We start from the raw sequence: 15,408 nt of genomic DNA, 5'->3' as shown, positions 1-15,408 counted from the left end.
GTTAAATATCACAGCTAGAGTTAGTAGCCATAACATCTAAAGCCTAATACAGAGCTTTACCCCTCCCATGAAATTCCATACAATCGCTGCAATTCGTAAAACAAGTGGGAAGTTGTTCCCCTTGCAGTACCGCATTCGTTAAGGAACGGAGAAACTAATGACCCAAGCTAGACATTGTGAACTACTTATTCTGGGTTCAGGCCCTGCAGGCTACACAGCCGCAGTATATGCTGCTCGCGCAAATCTAAAGCCTGTATTGATCACAGGCATTCAGCAAGGTGGTCAATTAACCACTACCACAGAAGTTGAAAACTGGCCAGGCGATGCTGAAGACCTTACTGGTCCAGCATTAATGGAGCGTATGCAAAAGCACGCGGAGAAGTTTGAAACAGAGATCATTTTTGATCACATCAATGAAGTGAACCTAAATGTGCGCCCTTTTCAGCTAAAAGGCGACAATGGCGAATTCACTTGTGACTCGCTAATCATCTCTACTGGCGCATCAGCCATGTATCTAGGTCTTGAGTCTGAAGAAGCCTTTAAAGGCCGTGGTGTGTCAGCTTGTGCGACCTGTGATGGTTTCTTTTACCGCAACCAAAAAGTTGCCGTCATTGGTGGTGGTAACACTGCAGTAGAAGAAGCACTTTACTTAAGCAACATCGCGTCTGAGGTTCATCTTATTCACCGTCGTGATAGCTTCCGCAGCGAAAAAATCTTAACTAAGCGCCTAATGGACAAAGTAGCCAATGGCAACATCATCCTTCACCTTGATAACACCCTTGATGAAGTGGTCGGCGATCAAATGGGCGTAAACGGTCTTAAGATGAAGAGCACTAAAGATGCTAGCATCACAGATCTAGAAGTAGCAGGCGTATTCGTTGCTATTGGTCATAAACCAAACACATCAATGTTTGAAGGCCAGTTAGAAATGAACAATGGCTATATTAAAGTGCAAAGTGGCCTTGATGGTAACGCGACTCAAACTAGCATTGAAGGTGTGTTCGCAGCAGGCGACGTAATGGATCAACATTACCGCCAAGCCATTACCTCTGCTGGTACTGGTTGCATGGCAGCACTAGACGCTGAACGTTACTTAGACGCCAAGCAGTAATCAATCGACTTTTGATTTTGACATCGATAAAAAGCTGGCATCAACCAGCTTTTTATCGTTAATTTTCACTACGTTGAATCATTTTGACACCTCTGTTTTATATTTACCTCATGGGTTAACTATTTTAAAATCATCAGCTTGACTCATTACCTTGCTTGGTCGTTGTACTTTTGCGGATACTCAATAGCTTCAATGACAATAGTAACCCCAGCACCATGGCACCTGAAATGATGCAGACCATATTAAACATTAAACCATTCAAATTGAGCACATCGACGAGACCGCCATCAATAGGAGTGCCACCGGCTGTCATTATACGCAAGCTCCAAGTGGTGGTGAGTAAAACCATTAACGCCCCAACCGTAGCAACAAAACTTATCAGGTTAGTCATAGGTTCGGTGAACCACTGACTTATTCGTGGTGCTCTATTCGATATCTCAACGCTTAAGCAATGAAAGAGAATCTTCACACCACTAGCAATGGTAACCATACCCAGCAGAACCATTATAAATGAGTCATCTTTACCCGCCCACCAGACAAGCAAAAAAAGTGTAACAACCAACAATGCCAATAAAACTTTAATCATAAGACGTTTTCTTAAAATAGATAAGAATAAGCTTCAAGTTCCCTACTTGCCTTCAGTACTTTGAATTCCCACTGAATGAACAGATACTTAATGCAATTGGTATAAGTCACCTGAACTAGGATTAATCAGTGCAGGTTAATTCTGCTCATTTATGAATTTTAAGCATAAAAAAAGGGAGCCTTAAGGCTCCCTTTTTCAAAAGATTCTAAGCTAATTACTTAGCTAGTGCGTCTTTTGCTTTTTCAACTAAAGTTGCAAATACAACTTTATCGAAAACAGCGATGTCAGCCAGGATCTTACGGTCGATTTCAATTGATGCTTTTTTCAAACCATTAATGAAACGGCTATAAGATAGACCATTTTGACGAGATGCCGCATTGATACGTGCAATCCATAGTTGACGGAATTGACGTTTCTTCTGACGACGGTCACGGTAAGCATATTGACCAGCTTTAGTTACTGCTTGAACAGCAACACGGTAAGTACGGCTACGAGCGCCATAATAACCTTTAGCTAGTTTAAGTACTTTCTTGTGACGAGCACGAGCGGTTACACCACGCTTAACTCTAGGCATTGTTCATTGCTCCTTTAATTAAGCGTATGGTAGTTGACGTGCGATTGCTGGCACATCAGACTTAGCTACTTGACATTTTGCACGTAAGTGACGTTTACGCTTAGTGCTCTTCTTGGTCAAAATATGACGTAAATGGGCTTGCTTGCGCTTAAAACCGTTAGCAGTTTTTTTAAAGCGCTTTTGTACACCCTTGTCTGTTTTCATTTTAGGCATTGCTAAAACTCCGCATTGGGACAATTAATAAAACGCAAGGCGAACAGGAAACCTTAATAGGCCCCTGTTACTTTTATGGTTGCCTTACTATTTCTTTTTCGGCGCAAGAACCATAACAGCTTGGCGACCTTCCATTTTCGGGAAAGACTCCACTACTGCTATAACTTCCAAATCAGCTTTGATACGGTTCAGAAGATCCATACCTAAACTTTGGTGAGCCATCTCACGACCACGGAAACGCAGCGTTACTTTCGCTTTGTCGCCGTCTTCTAGAAAACGAGTCAGGTTGCGTAGTTTTACCTGGTAATCGTTTTCGTCTGTACCGGGACGGAATTTAATTTCCTTCACCTGTACAATTTTCTGCTTCTTCTTTTGTTCTTTTTGAGCTTTGGCTTTGTCAAAAAGGAACTTACCGTAGTCCATGACACGACAAACTGGCGGCTCAGCATTAGGACTGATCTCAACTAAATCAACACCTGCTTCATCAGCAACTTCTTGTGCTTCTTTAATAGTTAAGATGCCTAACTGCTCACCATCTAAACCGTTTAGACGGACTTCAGATACACCAACGATGAGTTCGTTAATTCTGTTCGGGGCCGCCTGGCGCCCTGCTGTTTTTTTGATCTTTATGACCTAATCCTCCAACAAATTGAGACTACGGAGCGAAATCTGGTTTTTGAGCTTAGTTGCAAATTCTTCGATTTGCATCTTACCTAAGTCAACTCCTTCACGGGTACGCACCGCTACTTCATTATTTTCCATTTCCTGGTCACCAACGACCAGTAAATAAGGCACTCGCCTTAAAGTATGTTCACGTATTTTAAAGCCTATCTTCTCATTCCTCAAGTCTTTAGTTGCACGAATTCCATGTTCTTTTAATAAATTAACGACTTTGTCGACATAATCAGACTGTTTGTCGGTAATATTCATTACAACAACTTGAACTGGTGATAACCAAGCTGGGAACTTGCCTGCGTATTCTTCAATAAGAATACCCAAGAAGCGCTCTAATGAACCTAAAATCGCTCGGTGGATCATAACAGGTGTTTGACGACTGTTATCTTCAGCAACGTAAGTTGCACCTAGACGACCAGGTAACGCGTAATCGAGCTGCACTGTACCACATTGCCACGCTCTGTCTAGACAATCATGCAATGTAAATTCAATTTTAGGACCATAGAATGCGCCCTCGCCCGGTAAAATTTCAAATTCGATCTCATTTGCAGTCAATGCCTTCTTAAGCGCTTCTTCTGCACGATCCCACATATCGTCATCACCGATACGCTTTTCAGGGCGTGTCGACAGCTTCACAACGATGTTGCTAAAGCCAAATGTTTCGTATGTGTCGTAAACCATTTTGATACACGCGCTAACTTCTTGCTGAACTTGATCTTCAGTACAGAAGATATGTGCATCATCTTGAGTGAAGCCACGTACGCGCATTAGGCCGTGAAGTGAACCTGATGGCTCATTACGGTGACAACAACCAAATTCAGCCATACGAAGTGGCAAATCACGGTATGACTTAAGACCTTGGTTAAAGATCTGAACGTGGCCTGGGCAGTTCATTGGCTTAATTGCGTATTCACGGTTTTCTGAGCTTGTCGTGAACATGGCGTCTGAGTACTTATCCCAGTGACCACTGCGTTCCCACAATACGCGATCCATCATCAACGGACCTTTAACTTCTTGGTATGTGTACTGACCAAGCTTTTGACGAATAAACTTCTCAAGCTCTAGGAACAGACTCCAACCATCGTTATGCCAGAACACCATACCTGGTGCTTCTTCTTGCATGTGGTAAAGATCAAGCTGTTTACCAATTTTACGGTGGTCACGCTTAGCCGCTTCTTCAAGACGGTTAAGGTGCACTTTAAGTGCTTTCTTATCAGCCCAAGCTGTACCATATACACGCTGTAACATTTTGTTGTCAGAGTTACCGCGCCAATAGGCTCCAGCGACACTCATCAACTTAAAGTTTTGGCAAAACTTCATGTTAGGTACGTGCGGACCACGACACATGTCGATGTATTCTTCATGGTGATAAAGTGCTGGCGTTGAATCTTTCGGGATATTTTCATCCAAGATAGCCATTTTGTAAACTTCGCCACGCGCTTCAAAGGTATCACGCGCTTCTTGCCAGCTCACAACACGCTTATCAACAGCGTAGTTAGTCTTTGCAAGTTGAGCCATGCGTTTTTCTAACGCATCGATGTCTTCCTGAGTCAACTTATGATCTAAGTCGATATCATAGTAGAAACCATTATCGATAACTGGACCAATGGCCATTTTGGTTTCTGGGAACAGTTGCTTGATCGCGTGACCTAGCAAATGAGCACATGAGTGACGAAGAATTTCTACGCCCTCTTCATCTTTAGCTGTGATGATAGCAAGATCTGAATCAGTCTCAATCATATCGCACGCATCTTTTAGCTCGCCGTTCACGCGACCAGCGATACACGCTTTAGCAAGACCAGGACCAATATCGGCAGCAACATCTAAAGTAGAAACAGGGTTAGCAAACTCACGTTTGCTTCCGTCAGGAAGTGTAATAACAGGCATGATGATTCCTTTTCCAGTGGTGACCCCTACGTAGGGCCACTTGGTTTTAAAATTAAGTAAGTGTTTACGCAACTGGGACTAGACCTTACTGGAGTCTGTGTTTTCCAGCGCGCAAGCTGCTAATTCTAAGTGATAGCCACTATATGATGCAAGTTTTCCATCGTATTAGTTTTTCTAATTAAAAGAGAGAAAAACTCAAGGGTAAGCGCAGCAAAACTAACGGGTTAACGTAACAATTTATTCACACTTACTCGCTAAGCTATCCGCAACTTAATAAGGAGCTAATGATGATTAATACATTGATGTTTGCTGCAGTGCTTTTTCAAGCAGATTTAAACCAACCGAATCAAATGACCGTTGCCACTATAGATAAGCAGACTGTTGCCATACAGCTCGAAACCGAACTACACCAAGCCCTATTGCAAATGAGTAAAACACTCGTTATTGATAGCCAATATCTGAATATCCAGATGACGCAAAAGCCTTTAGTTGATATCAAGATGCTCGATGGGACCAAATTGACAAATACAGAGCAATCTTATGACGGATATTAATGAAGCTTTACAGCCTTGGTATTAATTTCCAGTTGGCTTTACATAGGTAATTGTACAACTCATCTGTTATTACCCGTTTACTGTGACTATGATGTCACTACAATGGCTAATAGCTGACACTCGTTAAGTTGTGGCCACCTCTCATGAATCACAAGTGAATGGATTTAATATGACAACGTGGGCATTAGTCACTGGCGCGGCAAAACGGATTGGATATACTATCGCCACTCATCTACACGATGAAGGCTACAATATAGTCATTCATTATGGGCAATCTGAAAAGCAAGCCCAAGCACTTTGCACTCAACTAAACACTAAGCGCGCCGACTCTGCAATCATCATGCAGGCCGACTTAGCTCAGGCTGACGCAGTAAATCAGCTGGTTTCACAAATTAAATCATCTCAGCTATCTCTATCAGTTTTAGTCAATAATGCTGCTAGCTTTATTCCGACCTCGACCGGCGAGACAACCTTTGCACAAGCACAACAATTGCTTGCGACAAACCTTATTACACCCTACTTATTAGCCGAAGCATTGAGCCCCCTATTAGGCAAGAATAATGGCTGCATAATTAACCTGCTTGATATCCATGGACGGCGCCCACTAAAAGATCATGGGCTATACTCTATATCTAAGGCAGCACTTGAGATGGCGACGTTATCACTGGCGCAAGAGTTGGCACCAAATGTACGCGTTAATGGTGTATCACCCGGCGCGATTTTATGGCCAGAGCAATCCGATACACTGTCACAACAAGCAGTGTTAAGTGCAATCCCGTTAGCTAAGCTTGGCCAGCCAGAGGACATTGCCAAACTTATATGTCACTTAGTCAGTTCGTCTTATATCTCAGGCCAGGTCATTGCTGTAGATGGAGGGCGAAGCGCAGTAGGTTTTATGGGAGCGTGAATATGAGATTCATCAACAAGACGATTAGTTGTCCCCATTGCGGACACCACCAACATATCAATATCGACGCAACTTGTGGTGATCAAGATTACTATGAAGATTGCCGAGTGTGTTGTAACCCAATCCATATGCGTCTACACATGGATGAAGCACAGCATAAAATTGAGTTTTTTATCGATTCAGACGACGAGCAGATCTACTAAACCACTGTCGATATAATCTACTGTGCTAATGACACAGCATTAGACAATATCGCCGCATGAGTCAGTATGATCTGCTAGCCCTATAGAAATTCTATAAACAGTGACTAGAATGCTAGGTTATTGCTTTTCAAAACGCTTCGCTAATACACGCTCAACGGTATCAACTATCGCTTGGGTTTGGCTGTCTATTTCTATGTTAATTTTATCGCCTTTAACATAGCCATCTAAGTTGGTTAGCTTTAATGTTTCAGGAATTAAATGAAGCATAAAGCTCATTTCAGTCACCTCACCTACGGTTAAACTGCAGCCATTCACCCCCACAAAACCTTTATACAGAATATAGTTCATCCACTTAGGTTCAATCTTCAAACAGATGTCATAATGCGCGTCCGTAGCACTAACAAATTCGACCTCGGCTTGGGTGTGCACATGGCCCGATAATATGTGCCCGCCGATCTCACTACCAAAGGTTAACGAACGCTCGATGTTAACCTGTGAGCTAACTCTCAGTTTTGATAGGTTAGTTAGCTTTAGGGTCTCTTCCATTACATCGAAAAACACCCTATCATCCTCTATTCTTGTAACAGTTAAACAAACACCGTTATTTGCGACACTTGCCCCTAGTGAAAGTCCCTCGCGCAAATCCGGCCCCATTGCGATTTGTAGCGTATTTAAGCCAGATTTCTTATCTATCGCCAACACTTCGCATGTTGCTTGAACTATACCTGTAAACATTATTATCTCTCGTTAGTATTAAGGGCAATACCCATGAACCATTCTGGCTTTCAGGCCAAACGCTTAATCCAATTAGCGCTACCCGTGCTAATTGCTCAAGTCACGCAAACTATGATGGGCTTTATCGATACCGTTATGGCAGGGCGTGTTAGTGCCGTCGATATGGCCGCGGTCGCTATCAGTGCAAGCCTTTGGCTACCAGCTTTACTATTTGTACAAGGCTTGTTAATGGCCTTTACCCCAGTATTTGCTCACCACCATGGCGCCGATAATCAAAAAGCGATTCAGCCTTTAGCTTACCAAGCTGGTTATATTGCCATAATTGGTAGCATAGTTGTGGTGCTTATCCTCTCATTTGCAGAGAATATTTTCACCATGATGGAGCTTGAACCCGAAATGGCACGACTCGGTATTGGTTATTTAAATGGTTTCATGTGGGGCGTACCGGCATTCGTGCTCTATCAAGTACTTAGAGGCTGTAGCGAAGGGATCTCATACACATTTCCCACTATGGTGATTGGTTTTGTTGGCCTAGCCGTTAACATCCCTGCCAACTACATCTTTATCTATGGTCACTTTGGCATGCCAGCCATGGGCGGCGCCGGTTGTGGTGTTGCAACAGCATTAGTGTTTTGGGCAATGCTTATTGCTATGGTCATCTACATGCAGTTCCATGACAAATTTAAAGAACTTGCTCCGTTCAAATCTTTTCATATGCCAGACTTTAAAGTCATGTTTGAAATGACAAAACATGGCTTTCCGATAGCTATGGCGCTATTTTTTGAAGTGAGTTTATTTGCAATCATCGCACTTTTACTTGCCCCTTTGGGCGCAACCGTGGTGGCTGGCCATCAGATTGCACTTAACTTTTCATCGATTGTATTTATGTTACCGCTTTCACTCGGTATCGCAGTATCCATTCGTGTCGGCTATTACTTAGGCCAGGACAAACCCGAAATTGCAGCCTTGGTGACCAAGCTCGCACTTATTATTTCTTTCTCTTTAGCAGCCTGTACTGCAATCATTACCATACTGTTTAGAAACGAAATCGCACTACTTTATAATGACAACCCAGAAGTCGTTGCACTGGCCGGTAGCTTGATGTTCTATGCCGCTATCTATCAGTTATCAGATTCTGTTCAGGTGGTTACCGCCGGTGCACTGCGTGGTTATAAAGATACGCGTAGCGCGTTTTATATCACCTTAGTTTCGTACTGGGGCGTGGGAATGACTTTAGGTTATACCTTAGCGCGTACCGATATCATAGTACCGCACATGGGCGCCCAAGGTTTCTGGATAGGCTTAATTGCAGGTCTTACTAGTGCAGCGATAATGTTTGCCGCACGCTTAAGATACACTCAAAAAAAGGGCGTTAAGCACTCAGCCCTTTAATCGGCAAAACTAAAAAACAAGTGCTAAATACTCGGTACTAAGTTTCAGCACTAACGTTCCAGCATAAAAAACAGGCTAACGCTATTGCCGTTAGCCTGTTTTTTTATGGGCAAGTTTTATCAGCAAATTTCACCTTCTAAAACCGACTTGGAAGCGTCAAAAATAAGCAACAAAACGTCCGCAAATGGTTTATTTTTCGCTTATTGAAAAGGATGTCTCTCAATTTCCTGCCATTTTATACGTGCACAATAAATCGCAAAACCAAATCAAAACCTGAGAAAATTTAACGCTTCGAAAGTGCGAGCCAATAAAGCCCAGCGTGCACCATACGTCAAACTTCCATTTAAAAGACTGTGGAAAATAACAGTCTTTTTCGTTTTACATTTTGGGTGTGATCTTTACCTCGTTTCAACACCGATATAGCCGCTATATTCCCGCCCACTTAAGGGCGTTAAGCGACTTAATCGGGAACGTGGTGAAATTCCACGGCTGTACCTGCAACTGTAAACAGAGCGAAACATTATTACCACTGGTTATAACTGGGAAGGAATGTTTCTAGACGCTGTAAGCCAGGAGACCGACCCAAAAGCACTATTGACTCAAGCGGGTTTCTTGAGCAAATAGACGATGCAGGTGCTGGTTTCAAATTTGATCACACCTATATTTTCTATTCGTCGATAAATAAAGTCATGCATTTTGCGACTTTACTATGACGCATTTTCCCGCAAATTTCTAACTCAAATAATTAAAGGTTTATCATGAGTTTTAAACTGCGACTTTCTGTACTTTCAATTGCAATTTTTCACACATTTTCGGCTCAAGCTGCAATACCAGCTAACCCTAGCATTGAAACAATAACCGTTACCGGTGACAGATTTGATACCAATCCGGATCAACAACTTGCTGTAATCAACACCATAGAAAGAGAAGAGATAAACAGACTTAATCCCAAGTCTGTTGTCGATCTGCTAGAAACCTTGCCAGGTGTTAGCGTTACGCGTAACGGCGGCGCCGGACAATCTGCATCCATCAGCATGCGCGGCACTAACTCTAGCCATGTATTAGTCCTCGTTGATGGAGTACGTATTGGCTCAGCCACATTAGGCGCTGTGAGTTTCAATGCCCTATCGCCTGAAAATATTGAGCGTATTGAAGTGGTAAAAGGCCCTAGAGCCGCAGTTTGGGGCAGTGATGCCATCGGTGGCGTGATTCAAATATTCACTCGCAAGCTTGAAGGTGGAGAATGGTTTGCCTCAGCAGAATATGGCAGCGACGAATATATGCGAGCTACCGCTGGCGCGGGGATCAGTCACGGTGATGGCCACACTAGCTTGAGCATTAACCGCGAACAAAGCGACGGTTATGATATTAAAAATGATAGTGAACATGACGACGATGGTTACGATCGTTTAGGTATGAGTATTAATGGTCAACAAACTCTCAATGCACAATGGTCTCTCACTTGGACGGGGCTGCTTGAGACAGGTAATTACGAATACGATAATAGTCGCGCCAACGAAGCCGATTATGATAACTACCTATGGAACGCGGCGGCTGAATACCAGAATGATAAGCTAACCAGCAAACTCGCCGTTGGGCAGTCACAAGATAAAAATGAGAACTTTCGCGCTGACAATTCAGATCTAGGTATTAGTCTATATAAAACCATTCGAGATCAAGTTAATTGGAGTAACCGTTACTCAGCAAGCGATAACCTAACATTTATCGGCGGTATAGATTGGTCTAATGAATCTATCGCGGGTGACTACGCCGTTGATGAGCGCAGCTTAGTTGGTGTCTACGCCCTTGCACGCTACCAGTATGGAAAACTACTGATGGAAGGTATTGTCCGCTATGACGATGTCGAAAATATCGACAGCGAAACCTCCTACAATACGAGCTTAGCTTATCAATTTAATGATCAGTGGCGAGTCACAGCAAGTGCTGGAACAGGCTTTCAAGTGCCAAGTTTTAACGACCTGTATTGGCCTGGTACCGGTAATCCGGATTTAGTTTCTGAGACATCAGAAAACCTTGATCTAACGGTGCATTATTCAAGCGATAACCTACGTGGTTACGTGAGCCTGTACCAAAATACCATCAGTAACCTTATCCAATGGGCTCCAACTCCAGAGCTAGATGAGGATGGCTACGAGATCTGGAAACCCGCCAATATTCAAGACGCCAAAATTACCGGTGTCGAACTATCACTAAACTACAGCACTTGGGGGCTCGAGCATCAACTGGGCTACAGCTACATCGATGCCATTGACCAAGATGGCGATGAGCAACTTGTGGGGAGAAGCGAGCACGAGTTCGATTATGCCCTGAGCTATGCATGGTCTGATGTCGATCTGTTGATGAACTATCACTTCCAAGGTGAGCGTAATGCTGGTGATATCGATTATGACGGCACTACAGATTTTCTTGATGCCTATCATCAGTTAGATATCAGTCTAGGTTATAAGCTGGGCGATGCTTGGCAACTGAGACTCAAAGCCAACAATCTACTCGATGAAGAGATTATCTCAGATAGAAACTACTTCAGCCCTGGCCGTCAGCTGTTCTTAAGCGTCAGCTATCAAGCTTTTTAACCTCGATTGAAACAGATAGCGCCGACAATGTCGGCGCTACATTGGATCCCTTTAATGCCGATAAAATTTCAAGCAAACTCCCATATGGAAGTTAATCATATAAGTTGGTCAACTTCGTCCAAGAAGGTGCTCGACAACTTAAGCTTCACTATTGAAAGAGGCAGTTTCGTTGGGATCTTGGGACCCAATGGAGTCGGTAAATCGTCTTTACTGCGCTGTATGTATAAGTATCTGAGTCCAGATAACGGAGAGATCCGCCTCAATAATCAGAATATTCGTGCTATTTCGCACCGAGAATTCGCCTCTAAAGTCGCGGTGGTACTGCAGCACACGCCAGTTGGGTTTTCGATGACCGCAAGACAACTGCTCGCGACAGGTTTGATCAACCAGCAAAAATGGTGGCAAAGCATCAACCAAACTGCAGAAAAGCACGAAATCGATCGGGTGCTATCTCTAGTTGGGCTCACAAGTAAAGCCGATCAAATATTTGAGTCGCTCTCCGGTGGTGAACGTCAGCGCCTACTTATCGCTAGAGCCCTTTTACAAAAACCAGAGGTGCTACTGCTCGATGAGCCAACTAATCATTTAGATGTGGGTTATCAAGTTGAAATTTTAACCTTGATAAAAAGTCTTGAAATCACCGTGGTGGCGACGATTCATGACCTAAACCTTGCCAGTGCTTTTTGCGATAAATTATTGTTGCTAAGAGAAGGTAAGTTAATTAAGAGTGGCACTCCAGCGCAAGTGCTAACCCCTGCTAGCATCGAAAATATTTACGGCATTAAAACCGAGGTCGACAGACACCCGCAAGGGAGTCATCCAAGGATCACCTACCACTTTGATGGGGGACGCCATGCAGCTGTTTAACCCCAAAATGTTACTGCTTCTGTTGATCCCGCTTGCAGTATTCTCGCCTTTAACAGCCATTGCTCTGGGTACTGCGGACATTAGCCTCAAAGAAGTTATCGGCGCCATAATCCGTACTCTAAACGCCCTATTTAATACAGAATCGAGTGCTACTCTTGCCGATCGCATCATTATCGAACTGAGAATGCCGCGGGCATTAATGGCCATGGTTTGCGGTGCAGGATTGGCGGTATCGGGATCAGTGTTGCAAAGTGTGACCAAAAATCCACTTGCCGACCCTTACCTGTTCGGGATCTCTGCCGGCGCATCACTTGGAGCAATTCTTGCTTTAACCGGTGGTTTAACATTTTTACCGCTACCTATCAGTGCATTTCTAGGCTCATTAATTGCGGTGGCTGTCGTTGTCGTGATGGCAAAAGATGGTCAAGTCGAAACCTTGGTGCTGTCGGGCGTAGCTATCTCCTTCTTACTTTCATCGATTGCCAACCTCATTCTGTATTTTTCCGATCCCCAAGCGATGCAAGCCGTACTGTTTTGGTCGATGGGCAGTTTTAGCCGAGCAACCTGGGGCTCAATCATGCTACCGAGCTTGATCGTACTCTCGGCGACGTTGATTATTTATCAGTTTCAGCGACCACTGCAGGCACTAATGGTGGGTGACGAAAGTGCTCACACACAAGGTGTTGCCGTACTACCACTGCGTTTAGGCATGTTACTCCTCACAGCCCTAATGACCTCATCTCTCGTTGCGACTTGTGGTGGTATCGGATTTGTCGGGCTAATGGTTCCCCATATCGTGCGCATGCTTATCGGCTCAGCCTCATCAAGCTCACTGATTGCCACGGCGTTGCTTGGCGGTATTTTAATGGTGTGGGTTGACCTGCTAGCTAGATTATTACTGCCATCACAGGAACTACCTGTAGGCGTAATGACAGCCATGTTGGGCAGCGTATTTTTCATAGGTTTGTTGGTTAAGCGTAAGCAAGGGTTTAGATAAATGAAGCAATTAATCATTGGTGGTGCACGTTCAGGTAAAAGTCGTTTAGCACAGGAATATGCCACTCACTGGCAGGCTCAAACTGACGGCGATGTGATTGTCATCGCCACAGCCGAAAACACCGAAGGCGCTATGGCGAAACGTATTGCTCACCACAAAAGTCATCGCCCAAAAGAGTGGCTGCTAGTTGAAACGAGTTTGGATTTACCCCAAGCACTGCTTAAGCACAGCCAAGCCGATAACCTTATTTTAGTCGATTGTCTCACTCTATGGCTTTCCAATATCCAGCTGAGTGAACGCAACTGGCAACAGGAGAAACAGGCTCTGCTTACCGCACTGCAACAACTGCCGGGAGAGGTGGTGTTTATCAGTAACGAAGTTGGTCAGGGCGTGGTGCCTTTGGGTGAGTTATCTAGAGAGTTTGTCGATGAGTCAGGTTGGTTACATCAGGCACTGGCAAGAGAAGTCGACAAGGTCACCATGGTAGTCGCGGGCTTGCCGCTTCTGCTTAAAACTCAGGTACCTATTGCTTCAGCGCATAAATCACAACAATCCAACCCGCTCAAGTCGCCAGCACCCATATTGTTGGGAGCATAAGATGATACACACCTCTTCTAATACTTCTAAAGGTGCTATCTCTGTTAATACGCGCCCGATTTGGCAGCAACGTATTTTACAAGCGCTAAGTTTAAGCCTTGCATTAGGCGTCAGTTTACCTGCAAGTGCTGACCAGCAAACTCGGCTTATCGCCCTGTCGCCCCACGCCGTTGAGATGCTATTTGAAATCGACGCCGGCGCTAACATTATCGGCACGGTCGAGTACGCCGACTACCCCCGCGCCGCTAAGCAAATTCGTCGTATCGGTCGTCACGACTTTATCGATTATGAAGCGATAATGTTGCTTCAGCCCGATGCCATTATCGTTAGCGGTACCACTACAGCGACAATGCAATCAAGACTAAAAGAGCTGGGTTTTAAGGTAGTAGATGCAAGTGTCAGTGAGCTTAAGCAGATCCCGCTTCGTCTTGTGGAGCTCGGTGAGCTGACTGGCCGAAACATTGAAGCTAAGAAAAGCGCCGACAGGTTTAATCTTAAATTGGCAGAGATTAAGCAAACCTATCAACACAAACCTGCAGTTAATCTGTTTTATCAGGTATGGCCTATGCCGTTAACGACAACCGCTAGCCCTTGGATGAATGAGATATTCTCTGGCTGCGGTGCGAACAACGTTTTTGCCAATAGCGTCAGCGAATATCCTCAAGTCAGTCTTGAGCAGGTGCTCATATCGACTCCAGAGGTGATCATCAAACCGGTATACCACGGTAGTGGCGATCAAGATGCGGTAAAATGGGATAAATGGCCTGAGATCCCCGCTGTTGCAAACAAGCATATCATGACCATTGAAGGCGACCTTGTGCATCGAACTGGCCCCCGCGTATTACAAGGCATGCAACTGGTTTGTGACATCATCGATCAAGTGCGCAGCAACAAATATGCGAGCCAGACTGAACAAACAACTGACTTGTCACTTTTGCAGGCACAGCAATGATCAGCTTATATCTAGGCGGCGCCAGAAGTGGAAAATCCGGACTTGCTGAGCAAGAAGTGATAGATGCCGAGCGAGAGACAATCTATATCGCAACGGCGAGGGCCAGTCGTTCTATGGCTGATAGGATATCCCTGCATAAAGCGCAGCGCCCCAATCACTGGACAACCGTTGAGGTACCTCTCGAATTATCAAGGAATCTTAAAGCATTAGACGCTAAACAGCGCATTATCATTATTGATTGCCTTACGCTTTGGCTAACTAATCAACTCATGGTCAAGCACTGCTTAATGGAGCAGATAGAGCAGCTTTGTCGCACTTTAAACTCACTTCAATGCCACGTTGTCTTAGTCAGCACGGAAGTCGGCCAAAGCTTGATCCCCGATGATGAAATGAGCCAGCAATTTGTCAATTTCAGTGGCCTAATGCACCAAAAGATTGCTGCGATTGCCGACAAGGTCTGCTTTTGCCAAGGTGGAATAGCGATTCCTTTAAAAACACCTGACGGACTGAACGCTAATCCTAAAAATCACCTAGACAGTACCGCATTAGTGGTGGGAGCTTAAG

General features: G+C 44.3%; 17 protein-coding genes and 1 riboswitch. Of the genes, 11 read left to right on the top strand and 6 right to left on the bottom strand.

Annotated elements, in window-relative coordinates:
* The first annotated feature begins 157 nt into the window (after positions 1-157).
* Positions 158-1,111: a thioredoxin-disulfide reductase gene (trxB, locus tag ACVBIL_RS10670; protein ID WP_447166962.1), complete on the top strand. Its 954-nt coding sequence runs from the start codon at positions 158-160 to the stop codon at positions 1,109-1,111.
* A 133-nt stretch (positions 1,112-1,244) separates the two neighbouring features.
* On the opposite strand, the gene ACVBIL_RS10665 is transcribed toward trxB, so the two are convergent.
* The 5 genes from ACVBIL_RS10665 to thrS form a co-directional block, all read right to left on the bottom strand.
* Complete coding sequence (locus ACVBIL_RS10665; RefSeq protein ID WP_447166961.1) at positions 1,245-1,697, bottom strand: hypothetical protein; 453 nt, start codon at positions 1,695-1,697, stop codon at positions 1,245-1,247.
* 214 nt (positions 1,698-1,911) lie between these two features.
* Complete coding sequence (gene rplT / locus ACVBIL_RS10660; protein WP_012155496.1) at positions 1,912-2,271, bottom strand: 50S ribosomal protein L20; 360 nt, start codon at positions 2,269-2,271, stop codon at positions 1,912-1,914.
* A gap of 18 nt (positions 2,272-2,289) precedes the next feature.
* Positions 2,290-2,484 carry a 50S ribosomal protein L35 gene (rpmI, locus tag ACVBIL_RS10655; RefSeq protein WP_012155497.1) on the bottom strand — a complete coding sequence of 65 codons (195 nt, stop codon included), beginning with the start codon at positions 2,482-2,484 and terminating at the stop codon, positions 2,290-2,292.
* Between the two features lie 87 nt (positions 2,485-2,571).
* Entirely contained in the window at positions 2,572-3,114 is a 543-nt protein-coding gene (gene infC / locus ACVBIL_RS10650; RefSeq protein WP_220764059.1) for a translation initiation factor IF-3, read from the bottom strand.
* A gap of 3 nt (positions 3,115-3,117) precedes the next feature.
* A complete protein-coding gene (gene thrS / locus ACVBIL_RS10645) occupies positions 3,118-5,046 on the bottom strand; it encodes a threonine--tRNA ligase (RefSeq protein WP_447166960.1) in 1,929 nt (642 codons plus the stop codon).
* 287 nt (positions 5,047-5,333) lie between these two features.
* On the opposite strand from thrS, the gene ACVBIL_RS10640 reads away from it, so the two are divergent.
* The 3 genes from ACVBIL_RS10640 (at position 5,334) to ACVBIL_RS10630 (ending at position 6,710) form a co-directional block, all read left to right on the top strand.
* On the top strand, positions 5,334-5,600 hold the full coding sequence (locus tag ACVBIL_RS10640) for a hypothetical protein (protein WP_447166959.1): 267 nt from the start codon (positions 5,334-5,336) through the stop codon (positions 5,598-5,600).
* A 169-nt stretch (positions 5,601-5,769) separates the two neighbouring features.
* Complete coding sequence (locus ACVBIL_RS10635; protein WP_447166958.1) at positions 5,770-6,507, top strand: pteridine reductase; 738 nt, start codon at positions 5,770-5,772, stop codon at positions 6,505-6,507.
* Between the two features lie 2 nt (positions 6,508-6,509).
* A complete protein-coding gene (locus ACVBIL_RS10630; RefSeq protein ID WP_012277111.1) occupies positions 6,510-6,710 on the top strand; it encodes a CPXCG motif-containing cysteine-rich protein in 201 nt (66 codons plus the stop codon).
* Positions 6,711-6,827: 117 nt separating this feature from the next.
* Here the strand turns inward: ACVBIL_RS10630 and ACVBIL_RS10625 are convergent, their stop codons facing one another.
* Positions 6,828-7,445 carry a riboflavin synthase subunit alpha gene (locus tag ACVBIL_RS10625; RefSeq protein ID WP_447166957.1) on the bottom strand — a complete coding sequence of 206 codons (618 nt, stop codon included), beginning with the start codon at positions 7,443-7,445 and terminating at the stop codon, positions 6,828-6,830.
* Between the two features lie 33 nt (positions 7,446-7,478).
* Here ACVBIL_RS10625 and ACVBIL_RS10620 point away from each other — a divergent pair, with 33 nt between their 5' ends.
* From ACVBIL_RS10620 to cobU (ACVBIL_RS10590), 7 genes are all read left to right on the top strand, one after another.
* Positions 7,479-8,837, top strand: a complete 1,359-nt coding sequence (locus ACVBIL_RS10620) for an MATE family efflux transporter (RefSeq protein ID WP_447166956.1) — start codon at positions 7,479-7,481, stop codon at positions 8,835-8,837.
* Positions 8,838-9,265: 428 nt separating this feature from the next.
* Positions 9,266-9,437, top strand: a riboswitch (cobalamin riboswitch).
* 158 nt (positions 9,438-9,595) lie between these two features.
* A complete protein-coding gene (locus ACVBIL_RS10615; protein ID WP_447166955.1) occupies positions 9,596-11,431 on the top strand; it encodes a TonB-dependent receptor domain-containing protein in 1,836 nt (611 codons plus the stop codon).
* 54 nt (positions 11,432-11,485) lie between these two features.
* The gene (locus ACVBIL_RS10610; RefSeq protein ID WP_447166954.1) at positions 11,486-12,298 is read left to right on the top strand and encodes an ABC transporter ATP-binding protein; all 813 of its coding nucleotides are present in this window, start codon (positions 11,486-11,488) and stop codon (positions 12,296-12,298) included.
* On the top strand, positions 12,285-13,295 hold the full coding sequence (locus ACVBIL_RS10605) for a FecCD family ABC transporter permease (protein WP_447166953.1): 1,011 nt from the start codon (positions 12,285-12,287) through the stop codon (positions 13,293-13,295). The genes ACVBIL_RS10610 and ACVBIL_RS10605 overlap by 14 nt, the downstream gene beginning before the upstream one ends.
* A complete protein-coding gene (gene cobU / locus ACVBIL_RS10600; protein WP_447166952.1) occupies positions 13,296-13,892 on the top strand; it encodes a bifunctional adenosylcobinamide kinase/adenosylcobinamide-phosphate guanylyltransferase in 597 nt (198 codons plus the stop codon).
* Position 13,893: 1 nt separating this feature from the next.
* Positions 13,894-14,844: an ABC transporter substrate-binding protein gene (locus ACVBIL_RS10595; RefSeq protein ID WP_447166951.1), complete on the top strand. Its 951-nt coding sequence runs from the start codon at positions 13,894-13,896 to the stop codon at positions 14,842-14,844.
* Positions 14,841-15,407 carry a bifunctional adenosylcobinamide kinase/adenosylcobinamide-phosphate guanylyltransferase gene (gene cobU / locus ACVBIL_RS10590; protein ID WP_447166950.1) on the top strand — a complete coding sequence of 189 codons (567 nt, stop codon included), beginning with the start codon at positions 14,841-14,843 and terminating at the stop codon, positions 15,405-15,407. Before ACVBIL_RS10595 ends, cobU (ACVBIL_RS10590) begins: the two co-directional genes overlap by 4 nt.
* The last annotated feature ends 1 nt before the right edge of the window (position 15,408 follow it).

Source organism: Shewanella sp. 125m-7 (genome assembly GCF_052977045.1).
This window is presented reverse-complemented; position numbering and strand designations above follow the sequence as displayed.